Source organism: Streptomyces tanashiensis, assembly GCF_014648895.1.
In the GTDB taxonomy this organism is placed as follows: Bacteria; Actinomycetota; Actinomycetes; order Streptomycetales; family Streptomycetaceae; genus Streptomyces; species Streptomyces tanashiensis.
In genome coordinates, this window is sequence record NZ_BMRZ01000004.1 from 1 (window position 1) to 18185 (window position 18185).

At 73.0% G+C, this 18185-nt stretch carries 15 protein-coding genes; 4 read left to right on the top strand and 11 right to left on the bottom strand.

Translation table 11 applies throughout. The features are described from left to right. The 5 genes from IE237_RS15725 to katG form a co-directional block, all read right to left on the bottom strand. A partial coding sequence (locus IE237_RS15725) for an ATP-binding cassette domain-containing protein (RefSeq protein WP_189802599.1) occupies positions 1-377 on the bottom strand: 377 nt, incomplete at its 3' end. A gap of 98 nt (positions 378-475) precedes the next feature. Further along, complete coding sequence (locus IE237_RS15730; RefSeq protein WP_189802600.1) at positions 476-1318, bottom strand: DUF4097 family beta strand repeat-containing protein; 843 nt, start codon at positions 1316-1318, stop codon at positions 476-478. 83 nt (positions 1319-1401) lie between these two features. Beyond that, complete coding sequence (locus IE237_RS15735) at positions 1402-1917, bottom strand: toxin-antitoxin system HicB family antitoxin (protein ID WP_189802601.1); 516 nt, start codon at positions 1915-1917, stop codon at positions 1402-1404. A gap of 220 nt (positions 1918-2137) precedes the next feature. Further along, complete coding sequence (locus tag IE237_RS15740; protein ID WP_189802602.1) at positions 2138-4948, bottom strand: S9 family peptidase; 2811 nt, start codon at positions 4946-4948, stop codon at positions 2138-2140. A gap of 215 nt (positions 4949-5163) precedes the next feature. Beyond that, positions 5164-7389, bottom strand: a complete 2226-nt coding sequence (gene katG, locus IE237_RS15745; RefSeq protein WP_189802603.1) for a catalase/peroxidase HPI — start codon at positions 7387-7389, stop codon at positions 5164-5166. Between the two features lie 197 nt (positions 7390-7586). Between katG and IE237_RS15750 the strand changes: the two genes are divergently transcribed. Then, a complete protein-coding gene (locus IE237_RS15750; RefSeq protein ID WP_189802604.1) occupies positions 7587-7997 on the top strand; it encodes a Fur family transcriptional regulator in 411 nt (136 codons plus the stop codon). Between the two features lie 69 nt (positions 7998-8066). On the opposite strand, the gene tpx is transcribed toward IE237_RS15750, so the two are convergent. Further along, positions 8067-8567, bottom strand: a complete 501-nt coding sequence (gene tpx / locus IE237_RS15755) for a thiol peroxidase (RefSeq protein ID WP_189802605.1) — start codon at positions 8565-8567, stop codon at positions 8067-8069. 257 nt (positions 8568-8824) lie between these two features. Here tpx and IE237_RS15760 point away from each other — a divergent pair, with 257 nt between their 5' ends. Next, positions 8825-10006 carry an alginate lyase family protein gene (locus tag IE237_RS15760; protein WP_189802606.1) on the top strand — a complete coding sequence of 394 codons (1182 nt, stop codon included), beginning with the start codon at positions 8825-8827 and terminating at the stop codon, positions 10004-10006. A 2-nt stretch (positions 10007-10008) separates the two neighbouring features. On the opposite strand, the gene IE237_RS15765 is transcribed toward IE237_RS15760, so the two are convergent. Then, positions 10009-10776 carry an AraC family transcriptional regulator gene (locus IE237_RS15765; protein WP_189802607.1) on the bottom strand — a complete coding sequence of 256 codons (768 nt, stop codon included), beginning with the start codon at positions 10774-10776 and terminating at the stop codon, positions 10009-10011. A gap of 85 nt (positions 10777-10861) precedes the next feature. On the opposite strand from IE237_RS15765, the gene IE237_RS15770 reads away from it, so the two are divergent. After that, entirely contained in the window at positions 10862-11671 is an 810-nt protein-coding gene (locus IE237_RS15770) for a sulfite exporter TauE/SafE family protein (protein WP_229842699.1), read from the top strand. On the opposite strand, the gene IE237_RS15775 is transcribed toward IE237_RS15770, so the two are convergent. From IE237_RS15775 to IE237_RS15790, 4 genes are read right to left on the bottom strand one after another with little or no spacing between them, the layout of a single operon-like run. After that, positions 11658-12923 (bottom strand): MFS transporter, encoded by a 1266-nt coding sequence (locus IE237_RS15775; protein WP_189802608.1) that lies wholly within the window; start codon positions 12921-12923, stop codon positions 11658-11660. The genes IE237_RS15770 and IE237_RS15775 overlap by 14 nt on opposite strands. 1 nt (position 12924) lies before the next feature. Next, entirely contained in the window at positions 12925-14622 is a 1698-nt protein-coding gene (locus tag IE237_RS15780; protein ID WP_189802609.1) for a condensation domain-containing protein, read from the bottom strand. After that, entirely contained in the window at positions 14619-15935 is a 1317-nt protein-coding gene (locus IE237_RS15785; RefSeq protein WP_189802610.1) for a DUF6271 family protein, read from the bottom strand. Before IE237_RS15785 ends, IE237_RS15780 begins: the two co-directional genes overlap by 4 nt. After that, a complete protein-coding gene (locus IE237_RS15790) occupies positions 15917-17023 on the bottom strand; it encodes a phytanoyl-CoA dioxygenase family protein (RefSeq protein WP_189802611.1) in 1107 nt (368 codons plus the stop codon). The genes IE237_RS15785 and IE237_RS15790 overlap by 19 nt, the downstream gene beginning before the upstream one ends. 307 nt (positions 17024-17330) lie before the next feature. Here IE237_RS15790 and IE237_RS15795 point away from each other — a divergent pair, with 307 nt between their 5' ends. Further along, the gene (locus tag IE237_RS15795) at positions 17331-18185 is read left to right on the top strand and encodes a class-II aminoacyl-tRNA synthetase family protein (RefSeq protein WP_189802612.1); all 855 of its coding nucleotides are present in this window, start codon (positions 17331-17333) and stop codon (positions 18183-18185) included.

The window sequence follows — 18185 nt, forward strand, 5'->3', positions numbered from 1 at the left end:
TTCTTGGACAGGTGGTTCAGGTCCGCCATCAGCAGCATGTTCTCCTCGCCCGTGATCAGCCCGTCGACGGCCGAGAACTGGCCCGTGACCCCGATCGCGGCACGCACCGCCTGCGGTGTGGCGGCCAGGTCGTGGCCCGCCACCCGGACCTCGCCGGCGTCCGCGGTGATGAGCGTCGACAGGATCTTCACCGCGGTCGTCTTGCCCGCGCCGTTCGGACCGAGCAGGGCGAAGACCGAACCTTCGGGGACGGTCAGGTCGATGCCGTCGAGGACGGTCTTGTCGCCGTAGGACTTGCGCAGGCCGACGGCGGAGACGGCCGCCGGGGACGGCCGACCGTCCGCCTGGCTAGGCATGGACATGACAGAAGAAGGCATGGGGTCCTCCGATCGAAGGGTGGAGACTGCGGGGGTGGGGGAGGGGCGGGCCGGCCGAGGAGGTGGGGGAGACGGCGGGCCCGCCGAGGGGGTGGGGCTCAGGCCTTGGCGCGGCGGATGTCGATGTTGCCGTGCTTGGTGCGGGCGCGGACCTCGACGGTGTCCTCGGCCTTCCCGGGGGTCTCGGACGCGGTGAGCCCGTTGCGCACCTGTCCGGAGGTCGAGTGGGCGTCGAGCCAGGCGGCGACCCCCTCGCGGATGCCGACCTCGATCGCTCCGTAGGAGGTCTCCAGCTGGACGGCGCCGCTCGCCACCTCGCCGATGCGCAGGGTGCCGTGGGCGGTGGTGGCGACGACCGAGGCCTCGGCGCGGCCGACCTCGATGTCGCCGTTGGCGCCGCTCACCCGCAGGTCGCCGGTCACGGCGCGGACGGTCGTGGTGCCGTGCGAGTTCTTCAGGACGGCGGGCCCGTCCACGAGGCCGACGCGCAGGCTGCCGGAGCTGGTGGTGATCTCGGCCTTGCCCTCGACCCGGTCCACGGTGATGGAGCCGTGCGAGGCGGTCAGGTGCAGCGGGCCGGTGGTGTCGAAGCGGGCGTCTCCGGACGAGGTCTTCACGCGGACCTCCCCGAGCCGGCCCTCGCCGAGGACCTGGGTCCAGGCGCCGGTCAGCTCGACCCGGGAGTCGGCGGGCAGTTCGACCGTGACGTCGACGACGCCGGTGCGGCCGAACATGTTGGACTTGGGCGTCCTGACGGTCAGTGCGCCGGCCGCGTACGAGACCTCGGTCTGGTCGGCCGTCCGCACATCCAGGTCCTTCTTCGGGTTGCGCGCCCGCACCTCGACGACGGTGTCGGCGCGGTCGCCCGCGATGAACTGGATGGAACCGGCCTCCACGCGCGCCGTGGCCGAGATCGGTTCGGGAGTGTCGAAAGAAGGCATGGCTGTCCCGTCCTCGTGAGTCTTCAGGTCGTCCCCGCAGGTGGGACGTGATGTGGGTGAAGTGGTGCGGGCCGGTGGCGTGGCTAGCGCACCCAGCCGGTGATGCTCTGTCCGACGGTCTGGGGCTTCTCCGGCGTCCGCGGTCGGGTGCCGCCGCCGACCGCGGCCGACACGGCGCGCACCAGCCAGGCGTTGACCGACAGGCCCTCGCGGGCCGCGGCCTCCTCGGCACGGGTCTTCAGGTGGGCCGGCAGGCGCAGGTTGACGCGGGCGGTGCCTCCCTCGTCGCCTTCGACGAGGGCCGGGGCCGGGAGCGGTTCGGCGGCCTCCGGCTCCGCGGGGGCGCTGTCGCCGGTGGGCGGGAGCGACACCACGAAGTCGGGGTCGAGGCCCCGGAGCCGTACGTCGACCGAGCCGGGGGCGAGCTCGCGGGTGATCTCGTCCGTCGCGGCGGAGAGCACGTTGAGCATGGTCAGCCGGGCCGCCGACTCCAGGGGGGCGGTGAGCCGCTCGGCCAGCTCGCGCGCCTCTTCGCCGCCGGCTTCGGCGGCCACCGCGAGTTCGCGGCGGAGGGTGTCGACATACGGGGTGAGGTCCATGACGTCATCATGGCATCACTATGGCGCCACGCGCAAGCGTACGGGCGGGGTCGTTGGGGCGATATCTCTGTGCACCTGTTCTGACCTGTGAGAACGTCGCGCCATGTGCAGGGGTGGCCGTGGTGTCAGATGGGTGCGGCTGCATCTGGTGATGCGAAATGGCGCCATGTGGCACCGGGTGGTGCCACATGGCGCCATGGTGTGACGCAGGCGTGTCAGCTCATGCCGCGTCCCGCACCCTGCCCGTGAACTCCGGGCCGGGGACCGGCTCCCAGGAGTCGTCGTACGTGAACAGCGCGGCCCGGAGGGATTCCGTCGGCTCCGCGACCCCGTCCCGGACGGTGGGCACGGTCACCTGGGTGCTCGTCTCCCCGGCGGGGACGGAGAACCACAGGCTGGTGCCGCCCTCCACCACCCCGGACAGCGGCCTCGCGGGAGTCGGCACCTCGCCGAACTGCGCCTCCAGCCAGGCCGGGTCGATGTCCGCCGTGGACAGTTCCGGGCCGTCGGTCACCGGCTTGAGGAGGATGCCGCCGGAGATCTCGACGTCGGCCGGCGCGGAGAGCGCCACCCGCCAGTTCAGGGCCGAGCCCTCGGTCACGTCGTCCGCGACGGGCGTCAGGCGCACGGTGGGCATGGCGTCGTCGTTCCGCGCTGTCACACCGCCCCGGTGTGCTCCGACCACGGTGCCGCGCACCGCCTTGACGAACGCGTCGTGCCGCACGTCGTAGCCGAAGCGCGTGTTGCCCCGCACCTGGACCGGCACGTCGATGTCATGGCGTCCCGGACGCACCGTCACCGTGCGGGACGTGACCGTGTCGCCGTCCGGCGCCGGGACGAACAGGCGGACCTGCCCGCTGCCCTGTCCGGTGACCGTCACCGGCACCCGGTAGGTCCGGACCCCGGAGTCGCCCTCCGCGACGGTCAGACGGCCGACGTCGACGCGCGCGAGGGGTGCGGGGGCGACCGCCGGAGTGCCGGGGCGCCAGCCCCAGGCGTCCATGAGCCAGGCCCTGCCGGCGCCGCCGCGCGGGGTCAGTTCGAGGGTCGAGATCCGCTTCAGGTCCAGGCCCGCCCGAGTGGCGGCGGACAGCGGCACGCGGACCTCGCGGCTCCAGTACGCGGCGGTGCGCGGGCTGCCCGGCAGTCCGTCGACCCGGGTACGGCCCAGGGCCGCACGGCGGCCCGAGGCGTCGGTCACGGCGACGTCCAGTTCGGTGCCGGAGCTGTTGGGCGGGACGATCACGCGCAGCGCCAGGGACCCGGCGCCCGCGAGGGAGACCGGCCGGGCCGAGCGGACATCGACCCGGTTTCCCCGGCCCGTCCACTTCATCGCCACGGCGTCGCGGCCGGGCTCGGGAGACGCCTCCCAGGAGGCGAAGTGCGGCGACCAGCCCTCCTCGGGCGACAGACAGGCCCGGGCGGCGTCGGGGTCGACCTGGGCGCACAGCCGGCCGCCGCCGGAGACGGTGACCGAGGAGCCCGGCAGGAACGCGGGCGCGCGGTGCGCGCCGACGGCGTGGGTGAGGACCCGCGCGGGTCCGGCCGAGGGCGCGCGGCGGCCGGTGCCGTCGAGCAGCGGCCGGACCGCGTCGTCGCCCCCGACGAACAGCCGGGCGGACGCCGCGATGTAGGTGGCGCCGGCCGCCTGCTGCTGGGTGGCCGTCAGCCGGGTCGCCGTGCCGGGGGAGCAGACCGGGTCGGTCCCGTCGTCGGAGGAGAAGTCGTCGATGGCAGGGGCCTTCGCCTGCCCGGGGGTCCACTCGCTGTTGAAGAAGTTGTGGTTGGCGCCGATCACGTAGGCCGCGCTGTGCAGGGCCGCGCCCCGGCTGACGCCGCGGGTGCCGTCGACGTAGATCTGGCCCTGGAGGTCGGACACGTCGCCGTCGCAGCCCGGCAGGATCGTCGTGGAGGGAACGTCGGGGGCCGGGTTCTGGCCGAACACCGTGGGCCCGATCAGGACGTTGCCGCGGATCTTCCACCGCACGGGACCCCGGTAGCCGTCCTGGGCGGCGGGCGGCGGGTTCAGGCTGTCGGTCGCGGCCCGGTTGACGCCCTCTCCTCCCCGGGAGTGGCCGACGAGGAGGACCCGCGAGAGGTCGGCGGACGAGGTCTTCCGTACGGCCGCCGGGGCGGAGGCCCGGTTCGCGGCCCAGTCCGCCCAGCGGGCGAGGTGCAGCCGGACCAGGGAGGAGCGGGCCTGGGCGCCGCCGTCCTCGGCCTGCCAGTCCTGGCCGTTGATGCCGTTCGCGGCGATGGACAGCGTCACGTACCCCTGGGAGGCCAGCAGACGCTGGGCGCGGAGGTATCCCTGCTTGCTGGGTATCGGCCGGGTGCCCGCGGGGCACGGCCAGGTGAACCGGACGTCCTCCGTTCCCGGGGTGTAGCAGGTGTCGTGGCGGCCGTGCAGGAAGAGGGCCACCGGCCGCTTCCCCGGCGCTCCGGCCGGGCCGACGACCGTGGCGCGCATCTCGACGGGCTCCGGGAAGCCGGGCAGGCGTACGGAGTTCAGGGCGTACTCGCCGCTGACGGTCCGGTAGCGGCCCGGCACGCCGGGGTCGACCGGGTTCGCGGGAAGCGGGGCCTCCGGTGCGGCGGCGGGGGCGGGGGGACGCTCGCTCGCGGCGCCGGCGCGGCCCGGCGTGTCGAGCCGCCGTCCGCCGGCCGTCACCCGCAGCTGCGTGCCCTCGGTCAGCCGTGCGTCGCCGAGGGGCAGGGCGAAGGAGCGCCCGTCCGGCCGGGGGAGCGGGCGGCCGAGGAGCCGGTCGCCGGCGTGGAACTCGACGCGGGCGTCACCCGCGGGTATGCGCTCGGGCGACGTCCAGACCAGCTGCCTGCCCGCGCCGCTCCCGGTGACCTGCCAGCCCTCGGGGAGGGTGAGCTCCCCGAGGCGGCTCTCCGGGGACGCCGCCGGCGGCGGACCGGGCTGCGGTGACGCGGGCGAGGGCTGGGCGGACGCGGGCCAGGGTGCCCCCGCCGTCAGTGCGAGTAACGCCACGGCGGTGGTCACGCCGCGTGTGACACGTATCAAAGCGGTCTTCCTCACGATCGGAGTCGTCGGAGCACCGGCAGGGGCCGGATTCCCGGCTCCTCGGCGCCCCTCTCGTCTCGTGAGGACGGTGCGGGACACCCGTCGGTTGTCTCATGCGGCGTCAGAAAGGAGACGAGGGAGGGGTGTCGGCACGAAGAGGGCCGGCCCGGGTGGCGTGGAAGCCACCCGGGCCGGCCCCGGTGTCACGGTGACGGTCAGGCGATGTCGAACCGGTCCAGGTTCATCACCTTGTCCCACGCCGACACGAAGTCCTTCACGAACTTCTCCTTCGCGTCGTCGCTCGCGTAGACCTCGGCCAGCGCGCGCAGCTCGCTGTTGGAGCCGAAGACGAGGTCGGCGCGGCTGCCCGTCCACTTGACCGCGCCGGTGGCCGTGTCACGGCCCTCGAACGTGGTCTGGTCCTCGGAGGTGGACTTCCACTCCGTGCCCAGGTCGAGCAGGTTGGCGAAGAAGTCGTTCGTCAGCTTGCCCGGCGTCTCCGTGAGGACACCGAGCGAGGACTGCGGCTGCGTGACGCCGAGGACGCGCAGACCGCCGACGAGGACCGTCAGCTCGGGCGCGCTCAGGGTGAGCAGGTTCGCCCGGTCGATGAGCAGGTACTCGGCGGGGAGGCGGTTGCCCTTGCCGAGGAAGTTGCGGAAGCCGTCCGCGGCCGGCTCCAGGGCGGCGAAGGACTCGACGTCCGTCTGCTCCTGGGCGGCGTCCACACGGCCCGGCGTGAACGGGACCTCGACGGAGTGACCGGCGTCGGCGGCCGCCTTCTCGACCGCGGCGACGCCCGCGAGGACGACCAGGTCAGCGAGGGAGACCTGCTTGCCGCCGCTCTGCGCGGAGTCGAAGGACTCCTTGACGCCCTCCAGGACGCGCAGCACCTGGGCCAGCTCGTCCGGGTTGTTGACCTCCCAGTTGCGCTGCGGCTCCAGGCGGATGCGACCGCCGTTGGCGCCACCGCGCTTGTCGCTGCCGCGGAAGGAGGAGGCGGCGGCCCAGGCGGCCGAGACCAGCTGGGTGACCGTGAGGTCCGAGCCGAGGATCTTCTCCTTGAGGGAGGCGATGTCCGCGGCGTCGACGAGCTCGCCGGTGCGGGCCGGCAGCGGGTCCTGCCAGAGGAGCTCCTCGGACGGGACCTCGGAGCCGAGGTAGCGCACGACCGGGCCCATGTCGCGGTGGGTGAGCTTGTACCAGGCGCGGGCGAAGGCGTCCGCGAACTCGGCCGGGTTCTCGTAGAAGCGGCGCGAGATCTGCTCGTAGACCGGGTCGAAGCGCAGCGACAGGTCGGTGGTGAGCATGGTCGGGAGGTGCTTCTTCTCCGGGTCGTACGCGTCCGGGATGATCGCCTCGGCGTTCTTGGCGACCCACTGGTGGGCGCCGGCCGGGCTCTTGGTCAGCTCGTACTCGTACTCGAAGAGGTTCTTGAAGAAGCCGTTGCCCCACTGGGTCGGCGTGGTGGTCCAGGTGACCTCCAGACCGCTGGTGATGGCGTCCGGGCCCTTGCCGGTGCGGAAGGTGCTCTTCCAGCCGAAGCCCTGCTCCTCCAGGGAGGCGGCCTCCGGGTCCGCGCCCACGTGGTCCGCCGGGCCGGCGCCGTGGGTCTTGCCGAAGGTGTGGCCGCCCGCGATGAGGGCGACGGTCTCCTCGTCGTTCATCGCCATGCGGCGGAAGGTCTCGCGGATGTCGCGGGCCGCGGTGATCGGGTCCGGGTTGGCGTTCGGGCCCTCCGGGTTGACGTAGATGAGGCCCATCTGCACCGCGCCGAGCGGGTTCTCCAGCTCGCGGTCGCCGGTGTAGCGCTCGTCGCCGAGCCAGGTGGTCTCCGGGCCCCAGTAGACGTCCTCGTCGGGCTCCCACACGTCCGCGCGGCCGCCGGCGAAGCCGAAGGTCTCGAAGCCCATCGACTCCAGGGCGACGTTGCCCGCGAGGATCATGAGGTCGGCCCAGGAGAGGTTCTGGCCGTACTTCTTCTTCACCGGCCAGAGCAGACGGCGTGCCTTGTCCAGGTTGCCGTTGTCCGGCCAGCTGTTCAGCGGCGCGAAGCGCTGCTGGCCGGCGCCGGCGCCGCCGCGGCCGTCGCTGATGCGGTAGGTGCCGGCGCTGTGCCAGGCCATCCGGATCATGAACGGGCCGTAGTGGCCGAAGTCGGCGGGCCACCAGTCCTGCGAGGTGGTCAGGACCTCGGCGATGTCCCGCTTCACGGCGGGGAGGTCGAGGCTCTCGAAGGCCTGCGCGTAGTCGAAGCCCTCACCGAGCGGGTTGGCCACGGCGGGGTTCTTGGCGAGGATCTTCAGGTTCAGCCGGTTCGGCCACCACTGACTGTTGCCACCGCTCTGGGTGGGGTGGGCGGCGCGCCCGTGCGCGACCGGGCAGCCGCCCGCGCCCTCCGCCTTCGCGTCGGTGGCGGTTGCTTCGTGGTTCTCAGACATGGGAATCCTTCCGGACCTGGCGGATCACAGTGCTCAGGAAGTGCGTTCGGCGGACGGGCCTGGCGCGGGTCTCACGTGTGCTTCTCCCGCCGTGCTGGAGTCTTCCTGTCCCTTGGCCATTTACGAAACCGATCCTACGATGGACGTTGTCCAAGTCAAGAACCACGCCAAGTTTGCCGATGAAGACGGGGTGAGAGATGAGTGACCTGCTGGAGCGGCTGCGCGCGCGTGGCTGGCGGATGACGTCCCAGCGCCGGGTCGTCGCCGAGGTCCTGGCCGGGGACCACGTGCACCTCACGGCGGACGAGGTCCACGCGCGCGCGGTGACGCGCCTGCCGGAGATCGCGCGGGCCACGGTCTACAACACCCTGGGCGAGCTGGTCGCCCTGGGGGAGGTCGTCGAGCTGTCGACGGACGGCCGGGCCAAGCGCTACGACCCGAACGCGCACCACCCCCACCAGCACCTGGTCTGCTCGGACTGCGGGATCATCCGCGACGTCCACCCGACGGGGGATCCGCTCGCCGTCCTGCCGCCCGCGGAGCGGTTCGGCTTCACGGTGTCGGCGGCGGACGTGACGTACCGGGGGCTCTGCCCGGGCTGCGCCTGAGCGCATGCGAGAGGGGCCCTCCACCGGTGTCGGTGGAGGGCCCCTCCGTGTGTCCTGCCGCGGCGGCGACTACTTCAGGGCGGCGAGCGCCTCGTCGTAGCCCGGCTCGTCGGCGATCTCGCCCACGAGCTGCGCGTGCAGCACCGTGTCGTTCTCGTCGAGGACGACGACGGCGCGGGCGGTCAGACCGGCCAGCGGGCCGTCCGCGATCTCCACGCCGTAGTTGGTGTGGAACTCACGGCCGCGGAGCGTCGAGAGGTTCTTGACGTTCTCCAGGCCCTCGGCGCCGCAGAAGCGGGCCTGGGCGAAGGGCAGGTCGGCGGAGATGCAGAGGACGACCGTGTTGTCCAGCTGCGCGGCCTTCTCGTTGAAGGCGCGGACCGAGGAGGCGCACGTCGGCGTGTCGACGCTCGGGAAGATGTTGAGGACCTTGCGCACACCGGCGAAGTCCTTGAGCGACTTGTCCGCCAGTCCCTCGGCGACGAGCGTGAAGTCGGGGGCCTGGCTGCCGGGGGCCGGCAGAGCGCCGTTGACCTGCACGGGGCTGCCCTTCAGCGTGACCTGGGCCATGGGGATCTCCTTCAGACGTATGAGTGGCAACGTGGGGAATCGTACGGAAGCCGGACCCGCCCTCGTGACACGGGCCACCGTGACGCTCTCCAGCGGATTCACGGACATGAACAGAGGGTGTAGGTGTGCGGGCCTCGCGCCCGGCCTGCGAGGCCGGCTCCGCGTGAACGGGCCTTCTTGACGCCACTGGTGCAGACCTTTAGGTTCCACCCTCGACAACCCTCGCCCGTTCACATACATGAAGAAGGGGTAACTCCATGACTCGATGGTTCACCGCCCCCCTGCTCCTCGCCGGCCTTCTGGCCACACTGGTGGCCGCCCCCGGAGGCGGCCGTGCCGAAGCCGCCCCGGCCGCGTTCGTCCACCCCGGCGTCCTGGTCTCCCGAGGACAGCTCGACTTCACCCGGGAGAAGGTCACCGCCGGGGCGCAGCCCTGGAAGGACGCCTTCGACCGGATGACGGCGAGCAAGTACGCCTCGCTCGCCCGGGTCCCCAAGCCCCGGGCGGTCGTCGAGTGCGGCTCCTACTCGAACCCCAACCTCGGCTGCACCGACGAGCGCGAGGACGCCCTCGCCGCGTACACGCTCTCCCTGGCCTGGTACGTCACCCGGGACAGCCGGTACGCCGAGAAGGCGATCGAGATCATGGACGCCTGGTCCGGCGTGATCACGGACCACACCAACTCCAACGCGCCCCTCCAGACGGGCTGGGCGGGCTCCTCCTGGCCGCGGGCCGCCGAGATCATCCGGTACACCTACACCGGCTGGCCGCAGGCCCGCGTCGACCGCTTCAAGACCATGCTCCGCACCGTCTACCTCCCCGAGGTGACCAACGGCTCCCACTCCAACGGCAACTGGGAACTCAGCATGACCGAGGCGGCCCTCGGCATCGCCGTCTTCCTGGAGGACCGCGCCGCCTACGACAAGGCGGTCGCCAAGTTCCGCGGCCGGGTCCCCGCGTACATCTACCTCGCGAGCGACGGCGCCCTGCCGAAGGCGGCGCCCGGCAGCGGGCTCGACACCCGCGACGAGCTCGTCCGGTACTGGCAGGGGCAGACCACCTTCGTCGACGGGCTCACCCAGGAGACCTGCCGCGACCTCACCCACACCGGATACGGCCTCTCCGCGATCTCGCACATCGCCGAGACGAGCCGCATCCAGGGCCAGGACCTCTACCCCGAGGTCGCCGACCGGCTGCGCCACGCCCTCGGCCTCCAGGCCAGGTACGAGCTCGGCGAACCCGTCCCGTCCTGGCTCTGCGGCGGCACCCTCAAGGACCACCTGGGACCCGTCACCGAGGTCGGTTTCAACGCGCTGAACGGCCGTCTCGGGTACGCGATGACGAACACCCGGAAGTTCACCGAGGCGGGCCGGCCGGCGGGCACGAACAACCTCTTCGTCGCCTGGGAGACCCTCACCCACGCGAACAACCCCCGCTGACGTCAGCCCCGGCCCGCCGCGAACCGGGACGGCGGCATGCCGAAGGCCCGCGTGAACGCGGCCGTGAACGCGGCCGGGGAGGAGTACCCCAGGCGGCCCGAGACCGCGCTGACCGAGGCGGTACGCAGCAGGGGCACGGCCGCCAGGAGCCGGGCGCGGGACCGCCAGACGGCGGGGCTCTCGCCCGTCTCCGCGCGGAAGCGCCGGGTGAACGCCCGCTCGCTCAGGGCGGTCCTGGCCGCCCAGTCGGTGTTGGTGACAGCCGCGTCCGGGGCGGCCAGGTACTCCCGGCACAGCGCCGCGAGGTCCCCGGAGGAGGGGATCCCGACGTGGAAGGGGAGCGGGGAGCGCGCGGCGATCTCGTGCAGCAGCAGCGTCGCGAGGGCGCCCTCCCGCCCCGACAGGCTGTAGTCCGCCGGGAACTCGACGGCCGCGAGCAGCAGTTCGCGCAGGAGCGGCGGCACGTCCACGACCGTGCAGCGCGCCGGCCACCAGGGAACGGCGCCCGGCTCCACGTACAGGCTGCGCGTGCTCACGCCCAGCATCCGGACCCGGTGCGGGGTGGCGGCCGGGATCAGGACGGCCCGCTCGGGCGGGACCGTCCACGTGCCGTCGGCGGTGTCGACGACCATCACCCCGGTCGCCCCGTAGAGGAACTGCGCCCGCCGGTGCTCGTGCCAGTCCAGGACCCGCCCGGCCGGATAGTCGGTGCCGATCGGCAGGACCGCCCGGTCGAGGTGGTCGACGTCGTCCAGCGGGATGTTCTTCACCGGGCCACCGTACTGGCCGAGACGCGAAAGAACCCTGCCGACCATCGCATGCGGGAACCGGGTGCGACCTGGTGGTCTTGACCCCATGGACGTGGTGACACTGATGGCGATCGGGCTCCTCACCGGAGCGACGACGGTCTTGTTCGGTTTCGGCGGAGGGTTCGTGGCGGTCCCGGTCGTGGTGTGGGCCGACGCCGCCCTCGGCACGGCGGCCCTCCCGGTGGCCACCGCCACCTCCGCCCTGGTGATGGTCGTGAACGCCGCCTTCGCCACGGCCGTCACCCCGCGCTCCGTGCTCCTCGCCCTGCGCGGCACCGGCGCGCTGCTGCCCCTGCTGGCGGTGGGCGCCGCGGCCGGGGCGTACGCGTCCCGCTTCGCCCCGGCCGCCCTGGCCCGCTGGGCGTTCGTCGCGTACGTCGCCCTGACCGCCCTCGACCTGCTGCTCCGGCCCGGCTTCCTCCGCCCCGCGACCCGGACCGGCAGGGCACCGGAGCGGGATCCGCGGCCGCTGCCGGCCACGGCCGGCGCCCCGATCGGCGCGGTCGCCGCCTTCCTCGGTGTCGGCGGCAGCGTGATGACCGTCCCCGCGATGCGCCGGGCCGGTCATCCCATGCGGGTGGCGACCGCGCTGGCCAACCCGCTCGCCCTCGCCGTCGCGCTCCCGGCCGTCGCGGTCTCCCTCGCCGGCTCCCCGCCCCCGGCCGTCCCGGCGAGCGGCACCGGCCTGGTCGGCCTGGTGGATCCGTACGCGGCGGGGGCGCTTCTGCTCGGAGCCCTGCCGGTCATCGCGGTCCTCCGCCGCCGTCCGCCGCGGATACCGGACCGCGTCCACGCGTGCGCGTACCTCGCGCTGCTCGCGGTGGTGGCCCTGGCGATGGCGCTCACCTCTGCCTGAGACGGTCCTCGGCCCCCTCCGGTGCCCTGCGCAGTGCGCGGACGGCCGGCACGGAGAGCATGACGGCGATCAGCGCGAGGCCCATGACGGACGAGAAGAGCAGCACCCGGTCGGCGCCCACGCTCTCGGCGGCCGGGCCGGACAGGGCACGGCCCAGCGGGATGACCATGATGGATCCGGCGACGTCGTAGGCGGACACGCGGCTCAGGACCGCGAGCGGGATGTGCGACTGCACGCTCGTCGCCCACATGACGCCCCAGAAGGCGAACCCGCAGCCGGCCACCACACCGGTGAGCGCCGTCAGGGTGAACGACCACCCGAGGGCGGGTGCCAGGGGGTTGAGGGAGAAGAAGAACATGGCGCACGCGCCCGCGACGAGCGGGCGGCTCGGCCGGACCCGCATGCCGAGCAGTCCGCCGACGATCGTGCCGGCGCCGTCGGCTGAGGCGATCCAGCCGTAACCGCTCGCGCCGTGCTGCTCGGTGAGCAGCGCCGCGCCGAGCGGGAGGGCCGGGCCGAAGACGAACAGGCCGTAGACCGACCACACGGCGATGACGCCCCACAGCCAGGAACGGGACCGGAACTCGTGCCATCCGGTGGCGAGGCGCCGCAGGATCGGTTCGTCGCTCTCGTCCCGGGCGGTGCCGAGCTTCCGCAGCGGCGCGAGGCCGAGCGCGCTGCACGCGTAGAAGGCCGCGATGACCACGAAGGACCCGGCGACGTCCCAGTAGGCGACGAGCAGGCCGGAGAGGCCGGGGCCGAGCAGGGTGCAGATCGACTCGGAGATGCGGAGCAGGGCGTTGGCCCGCTGGATGTCCTCGGCGACCCGGGGCACCAGGCTCGCCAGACCCGGCTGGAACATGGCGGTCGCGGCGCCGCTGAGCGCGAGGAGCGCCATCATGTGCCACAGCCGCATGTCGCCGACGGCGAGGAGGGCCGCGAGCGCCAGCATGGCCACCATCCGCACCACGTCGGCGCCGACCATCATCACCTGGGGAGTGAACCGGTCCGCGAACACGCCGCCGAACAGCACCAGGAGCACGATCGGCGCCATCCACGCGGCCAGCGCGTACCCGACGCCGGCCGCTCCGTACCCCGCGCCGAGCACGGCGGTCGTGAGCGAGACCATCAGCATGCCGTCGGCGAGGAGCGAGGTGCTGCGGGCGGTGAAGAACAGCCGGAAGCGCGGGGAACGCCACGGGCTGGGAAGGGAGTTCCGCTCCCGCTGTACGGTCGTGTCATTCGTCGTCATGTCACATGCGCCGGTCTCGGCCGGCCCCTTCCCTGAGAATCGGCAGTCGCAGCCACGCACCGGTCCGGTCCGCCTCCGCCGGCGCGTCCCGCACGATCACGTACCGGCGTGGGGCCAGCACTCCCGGGCGGCCGGGGAGGGCGTCCATCAGCGCCGCGTGCGCCTCCGCCGGTGTGAGCGGGGTGCCGCCGCAGGCGACGAAGGCCGTGAGGCCGTCCCCTTCCGAGGCATCGTCGGCGACGTGCACGGGTACGCCTCCCAGCGCCCCGCTCAGGACGTCCGCGACCTCGGGCGGCGACACCCACGAGCCGTCCACCCGGCACCAGCCCGCGCCGCGCTCGACCGGCCGGACGCCCGTCACCTCGGTGAGCGCCGCCAGCGGCACGTCCTCGACCGCGGCCGCCTCCAGGAGCCGCACCAGACCGGTCAGGAAGCCCTCGGACTCGTCCGGCGTGAACAGCGCGGGATCGACCCACATCCCGAGCCGGAGCACGGGCGCCGTCTCGTGGACGAAGGTGAGGACGCGGGTCGGCAGGACCTGCGCCGGCCCCCGGACCACGTCGGGTTCGGGCTGTTCCGGGCTTTCCGCGGCCGGGGCCGCCGGGAGGGTGCTGACGTCGTTGAAGACGACGTCGCGGGCGAAGCGGCTGCCGCGCTCGTGGGTGACGGCGTCGATCATGTCCCAGAGGCGGACCGCGTCGAACTGGCTGTGCCGGTAGGCGTTGAGCGCCGCGCCCCACGCCTTGCGCAGCAGGGCGTCGAAGGACGGCACCCCCATGTCGAGGGAGAGCAGCGCGTCCTGGGACACGGTGTTCACCGAGCGGGCGAGCCGGGGCAGGAACCGGTTGGAGGTCGGGACGGCGGCGACGCACGAGGACTGGCCGGTACGGTGGGCCACGAGCGCGCACCAGGCCGTGAGCAGCACCGTGGACGGCAGGCCTCCGGTGCGCTCGGCGACGAGGGCGAGCGCCTGTGCGCCCCGCCGCGAGCGGAGCGTCAGCTGCTCCGCCTCGATCTCGGTGCCCACGGCGCCCGGCTCCGCGAACATCGCCTGCGGGCCGGTGCGGATGATCCGCTCCCAGTGCCGCAGCGACGCCTCGGACCTCCGGAGCCCGCCCGGGGTCGCCTCCTCGGCGGCGAGGTCGAGCGGGGTGAAGGCCGTCACGGCGGGGAGCGTCCGGCCGGCGAGCAGGCCGAGCCAGTCCTCCTCCAGGACGGACAGGGCGCTGATGTCCGTCACGGCGTGGCTCGCCGCCAGGGCGACGAAGACCGGAGCGCCGTCCACGGCGACGAGCGAGACGCGGAGTCCGAAGTCGCGGTCCAGGCGGAAACGGTCGACGCGGCCCCGGCGGGCCACGGAGTCGGCGTATCCGGCGGCGTCCGCCGGGAGTTCCGCGTGGTCGACGACCGTGACCGTGAACTCGCCCTCGGACGCCACGACCTGCTCGCGGGGTGCCTCGCCCGGCGCGTGGGGGAACGTCGTGCGCAGTGCCTCGTGCCGCACCACCAGGGCGCGCAGCGCGTCGATCGCCGACTCCGTGGGGGTTCCCTCGGGGACGGGCCACACGTCGTGGATGTTGATGTGCTCGGGCTCGTCCCGCAGCATGCAGCGGATCATGTTGGCCTGGCCCATGGTGACGGGGCCCCGGCGCCGCTCCCCGCCCGCGTAGTGGACGGTGACCGTGTACGTCTTCGTCATGCGACGCCCTCCGGGAACGTCTCGTGGTCCGCGCTCGCCCCGGCCAGCGCCGCCCAGGCGTCGATCAGGAGGGCGAACTCCTCCATGTCCTCACGGACTTCGTCGATGAGCCGCTCGCGCCGGCCGGCGAGGAAGTCGGCGGCCTCGGTGTAGCGACCGCCGAGCTTGCGGTAGGAGCGGTCGACGACGTCGAGCCGCTCGGCCTTCTCCAGCGGGTCGACGCGAGCGCCCTCGCGGACGAGGGCGGCGACGGCGGAGGCGCGGAGCCCGCCCCCGGTGTCGAGCAGCGCCTCGCCGGCCGCCGTCGTCCCCGCGTACACGGAGTGCAGGTGAGGGGCCGAGAGCAGGAACTTCGCGAAGCGCAGCTGGTAGGCGAGGAAGCCGCTGTCGGAACGCCGCTCACCCGTGTGGAAGTTGACGATGTGCCGGTTGTGCAGCACGCCGGGCAGCCGGGCGTCGTGGACCAGGTGGAGGAGGAAGTAGTCGCTCCCGATGGTGTCGGTGGCGGGCGGCAGCGGCACCCGGGCGTACACCTCGCGCGCGAGGGAGACGTTGCACATGTCGACGCGCGTGGGGCTGACGGTGGTGAGCGTGGTGAGGTCCCCGGTGAAGGCGGCGGTCCCGGCGCCCCGGAACGATTCCGCGATCAGGTTCCTGCGCCAGATCTCCGGATAGCCGTCCGGGACCGAGAGGCCGATGACCTCCTCGTAGACGAGCGGGTCGAGTCGGCGGATCTCCTCGACGTCCACGGACATCTCGCCGACGAAGGAGCCGCCGACCAGGGCCACCGGCCGGTGCGCGTACGCGGGGTCGAGCCTGCTCCGGGAGACGAGCCCCGCCACCTCGGCGGCCGGCCGGCCCAGGGCCGTGAGCTCGTGGTGGAGGGGGAAGACCGGCTCCCCGTCGAGGTACTGGTAGCGGCTGTCGGAGTCCCTGCGGTGCACCGAGGCGCAGCCGAGCGCCTCCGCGAACAGGAAGGCCCGGTCGGTGCAGGCGCCGTAGGACAGGCGGGACGGCAGCATCAGGGCGAGCGTCCGGTCCGGCTCGGCGACGCCGGAGCGGACGGTCACCTCGCACAGGAAGGCCCGCTGGGCGGCCTCGTCGAGGTGGTGGACGACCACGCCGGGCGCCGGCGGCAGCGCGGCCACCGTCCGCCGGTGTCCGGCGAGGACGGCGGCGTCGGAGGAGTCCAGGATCAGCACGTGCACCTCGACGCCGAAGTGACGGGCGCCGTGGGCGGCTTCCTCCGCGACCGCCCGGATCGTCGCTGGGCAGGCGCGGTGGGTGGGCAGGGTCAGGCAGACGCGGCGCACGCCGACTCCTCGCCCGGCTTCGTGCCGGTGTCCCCGTCCGCGGCCCGGCCCGCGTCCTTCCAGGAGGTGAGCCCGAGGAGACGGCTGCCGAGCTCGTTCAGGGCGGCCGTGGGGTAGCGCTTGGACTCGTGCAGGACGGGGTCGCCGACCAGGGTGCGGTTCCAGCGCGGGGTGCGCAGGTGCCGCCAGGACTCGACCCGGGACTTCCGAAGCTTCGCGTGCTCCTCCAGGGCCGGCATCATCGACAGGTACTGCACGGCCCGCACCTGGTCCGTCGAGGTGTTGCGGGCCACGCCGTGGGCGAGGAGACCGTTCCAGATCAGCAGATCGCCGGGGCGCAGGTCCGGGCGGACGACGGGGAACTCCGTCCGGTCCACGGCGGGGCGGATGGGGTCCCGGTCGGCCGGCTGGCCGAGCTTCCACTCCTCGAACCGCCGGAAGAGCTCCGGGCAGCACTGGAATCCGCCGGACTCCGGGCGGGTGTCGTTGAGCGCGATGATGCCCTGTACGCGCTGCGGGGGCACGCCGAGCGTGGTGTCGATGTCCCAGTGCAGCTCGATGTCGAAGCCCCGGTCGGTGGGCTCGATCAGGGCGCGGTCGCGGTTGCGCACGTTGGGCGGGTTGAGGTTGAGCCGGTCCTGGGTGACCCACAGCTCCTCGCAGTCCCACACGTCCACGAAGGCGTCGTACACGCGCTGGGCCTGGCGGCTGTCCCAGAGGAGCTGGTGGTGGTACGCCTCCACGAAGCCGTACACGTGCAGCTGCTGGTCCAGTTCGGAGCGGAACGGCCGGTCCTCGTACCAGCTGTCCGGACGGTCGGGGTCGAGTCCCTGGAAGTCCCAGGTGAAGTCGAGCAGGCGCCGCGCGGCCTCGGCCGGGATCGCCTCGCGGACGACGACGTAGCCGTACGTCTGCCAGTGGGCGAAGTCCTCCTCGGACAGCACCCTCAGCGGCCGTGACTTCTTCAGCTCCCGCAGGGTGGTCTGGGCGAGGTACGACTCGCCGTCCGCGCTGAAGTACGGCCGGTCCGACGCCGCCCGGTGCAGATGGGGGAGGCGAGGGGGTCGGTGCGGGGCGGGTGTCGTCATGGGGTCCCTCCAGAGGCGGTGGCCGGAGGTCAGGCGGCCACGTCGTTCAGAAGAATTGGTTTAGACCAACGCATCTGTCAAGTGCCCGCTCGATGTGTCGTGTTGAGCCCCTTATGGGGCCCGGGATCGCTCCGAAGGTCCCCGCCGGGGTGGCAGAGTTGGTCTAGACAACCGTCGCCGAGCTGGCTTAGGGTCCCCATGCGCAGTCCGGTCCCTGATGGAGCATCAGGCGGCTTCTTCGCCGTGCCGCGGTCGACGAGGACCCCACGCCCTGACTGTTCGCCCACGCCCAGAGGGAGCGGTTTCCATGAGCACACCCAGCACCACGGTCCTGCCGGACGGCGGCCTGAAGAGCCCCGGTGCCGGCCTCATCACCCTGGACCCCGTCCGTACCGCCCTGCTGCACGGCCTCGACGAGCTGCTCACCGGCCTGGCCGCGCGCCTCTCCGCCCCCGAGGTCGTCGGCCCGCCGCTGCTCTCCGTCGAGGGCCTCGCGCGCCTCGACTTCTTCCGCAACTTCCCGCATCTCGGCGTCTCCGCCGGACGGTTCGCCCCCGACGCGCTCGACGGCCTCGCGGCGGGGGAGTCGCCGGGCGAACTGCCGCTCCGTCCGACCGGCTACCTGCTGCCCTCCGCCACCTGCTACGGCCTGCTCCTCTCCCTGGAGGGCCGGGACGTCGGCGAGGGCGGACTGCGGCTCTCCGCGGCCGGCCGCTGCTTCCGCAACGAGACCCACTACGACGGGCTGCGCCGCCTCTGGGGCTTCCACATGCGCGAGGTCCTCTACCTCGGCACCAAGCAGGGCTCGCTCGAACACCTGGAGCAGGGGGCCGAGTTCGTCCGGGAACTGGCCGGACGCCTCGGCCTGGAGCTGAACCGGGCCGTGGCCGACGACCCGTTCTACGACAAGGGCGGCTCCCGCGCCCGGCTGATGGCGCTCGACCCCGTCAAGCACGAGTTCAGCGCCCCCGACGGCACGGCGATCGCCTCCGTGAACCGGCACCGCAACTTCTTCGGCGAGCGCCTCGACATCCGCGCGGGCTCCGAGGGCCCCGCGTACAGCGCCTGCGTCGCCTTCGGCGTCGAGCGCTGGGTGCACGCGATGATCCTCGCCCACGGCACCCCCGAACAGGCCCTCGACCGGCTGCGCGACACCCGCTAG

Bases quoted from the DNA above. Each gene is read 5' to 3' on its own strand.
- IE237_RS15730 (WP_189802600.1), bottom strand. From the start codon at position 1,318: ATGCCTTCTTTCGACACTCCCGAACCGATCTCGGCCACGGCGCGCGTG.
- IE237_RS15735 (WP_189802601.1), bottom strand. From the start codon at position 1,917: ATGGACCTCACCCCGTATGTCGACACCCTCCGCCGCGAACTCGCGGTG.
- katG (WP_189802603.1), bottom strand. From the start codon at position 7,389: ATGTCTGAGAACCACGAAGCAACCGCCACCGACGCGAAGGCGGAGGGC.
- IE237_RS15750 (WP_189802604.1), top strand. From the start codon at position 7,587: ATGAGTGACCTGCTGGAGCGGCTGCGCGCGCGTGGCTGGCGGATGACG.
- tpx (WP_189802605.1), bottom strand. From the start codon at position 8,567: ATGGCCCAGGTCACGCTGAAGGGCAGCCCCGTGCAGGTCAACGGCGCT.
- IE237_RS15760 (WP_189802606.1), top strand. From the start codon at position 8,825: ATGACTCGATGGTTCACCGCCCCCCTGCTCCTCGCCGGCCTTCTGGCC.
- IE237_RS15770 (WP_229842699.1), top strand. From the start codon at position 10,862: ATGGACGTGGTGACACTGATGGCGATCGGGCTCCTCACCGGAGCGACG.
- IE237_RS15775 (WP_189802608.1), bottom strand. From the start codon at position 12,923: ATGACGACGAATGACACGACCGTACAGCGGGAGCGGAACTCCCTTCCC.
- IE237_RS15780 (WP_189802609.1), bottom strand. From the start codon at position 14,622: ATGACGAAGACGTACACGGTCACCGTCCACTACGCGGGCGGGGAGCGG.
- IE237_RS15790 (WP_189802611.1), bottom strand. From the start codon at position 17,023: ATGACGACACCCGCCCCGCACCGACCCCCTCGCCTCCCCCATCTGCAC.
- IE237_RS15795 (WP_189802612.1), top strand. From the start codon at position 17,331: ATGAGCACACCCAGCACCACGGTCCTGCCGGACGGCGGCCTGAAGAGC.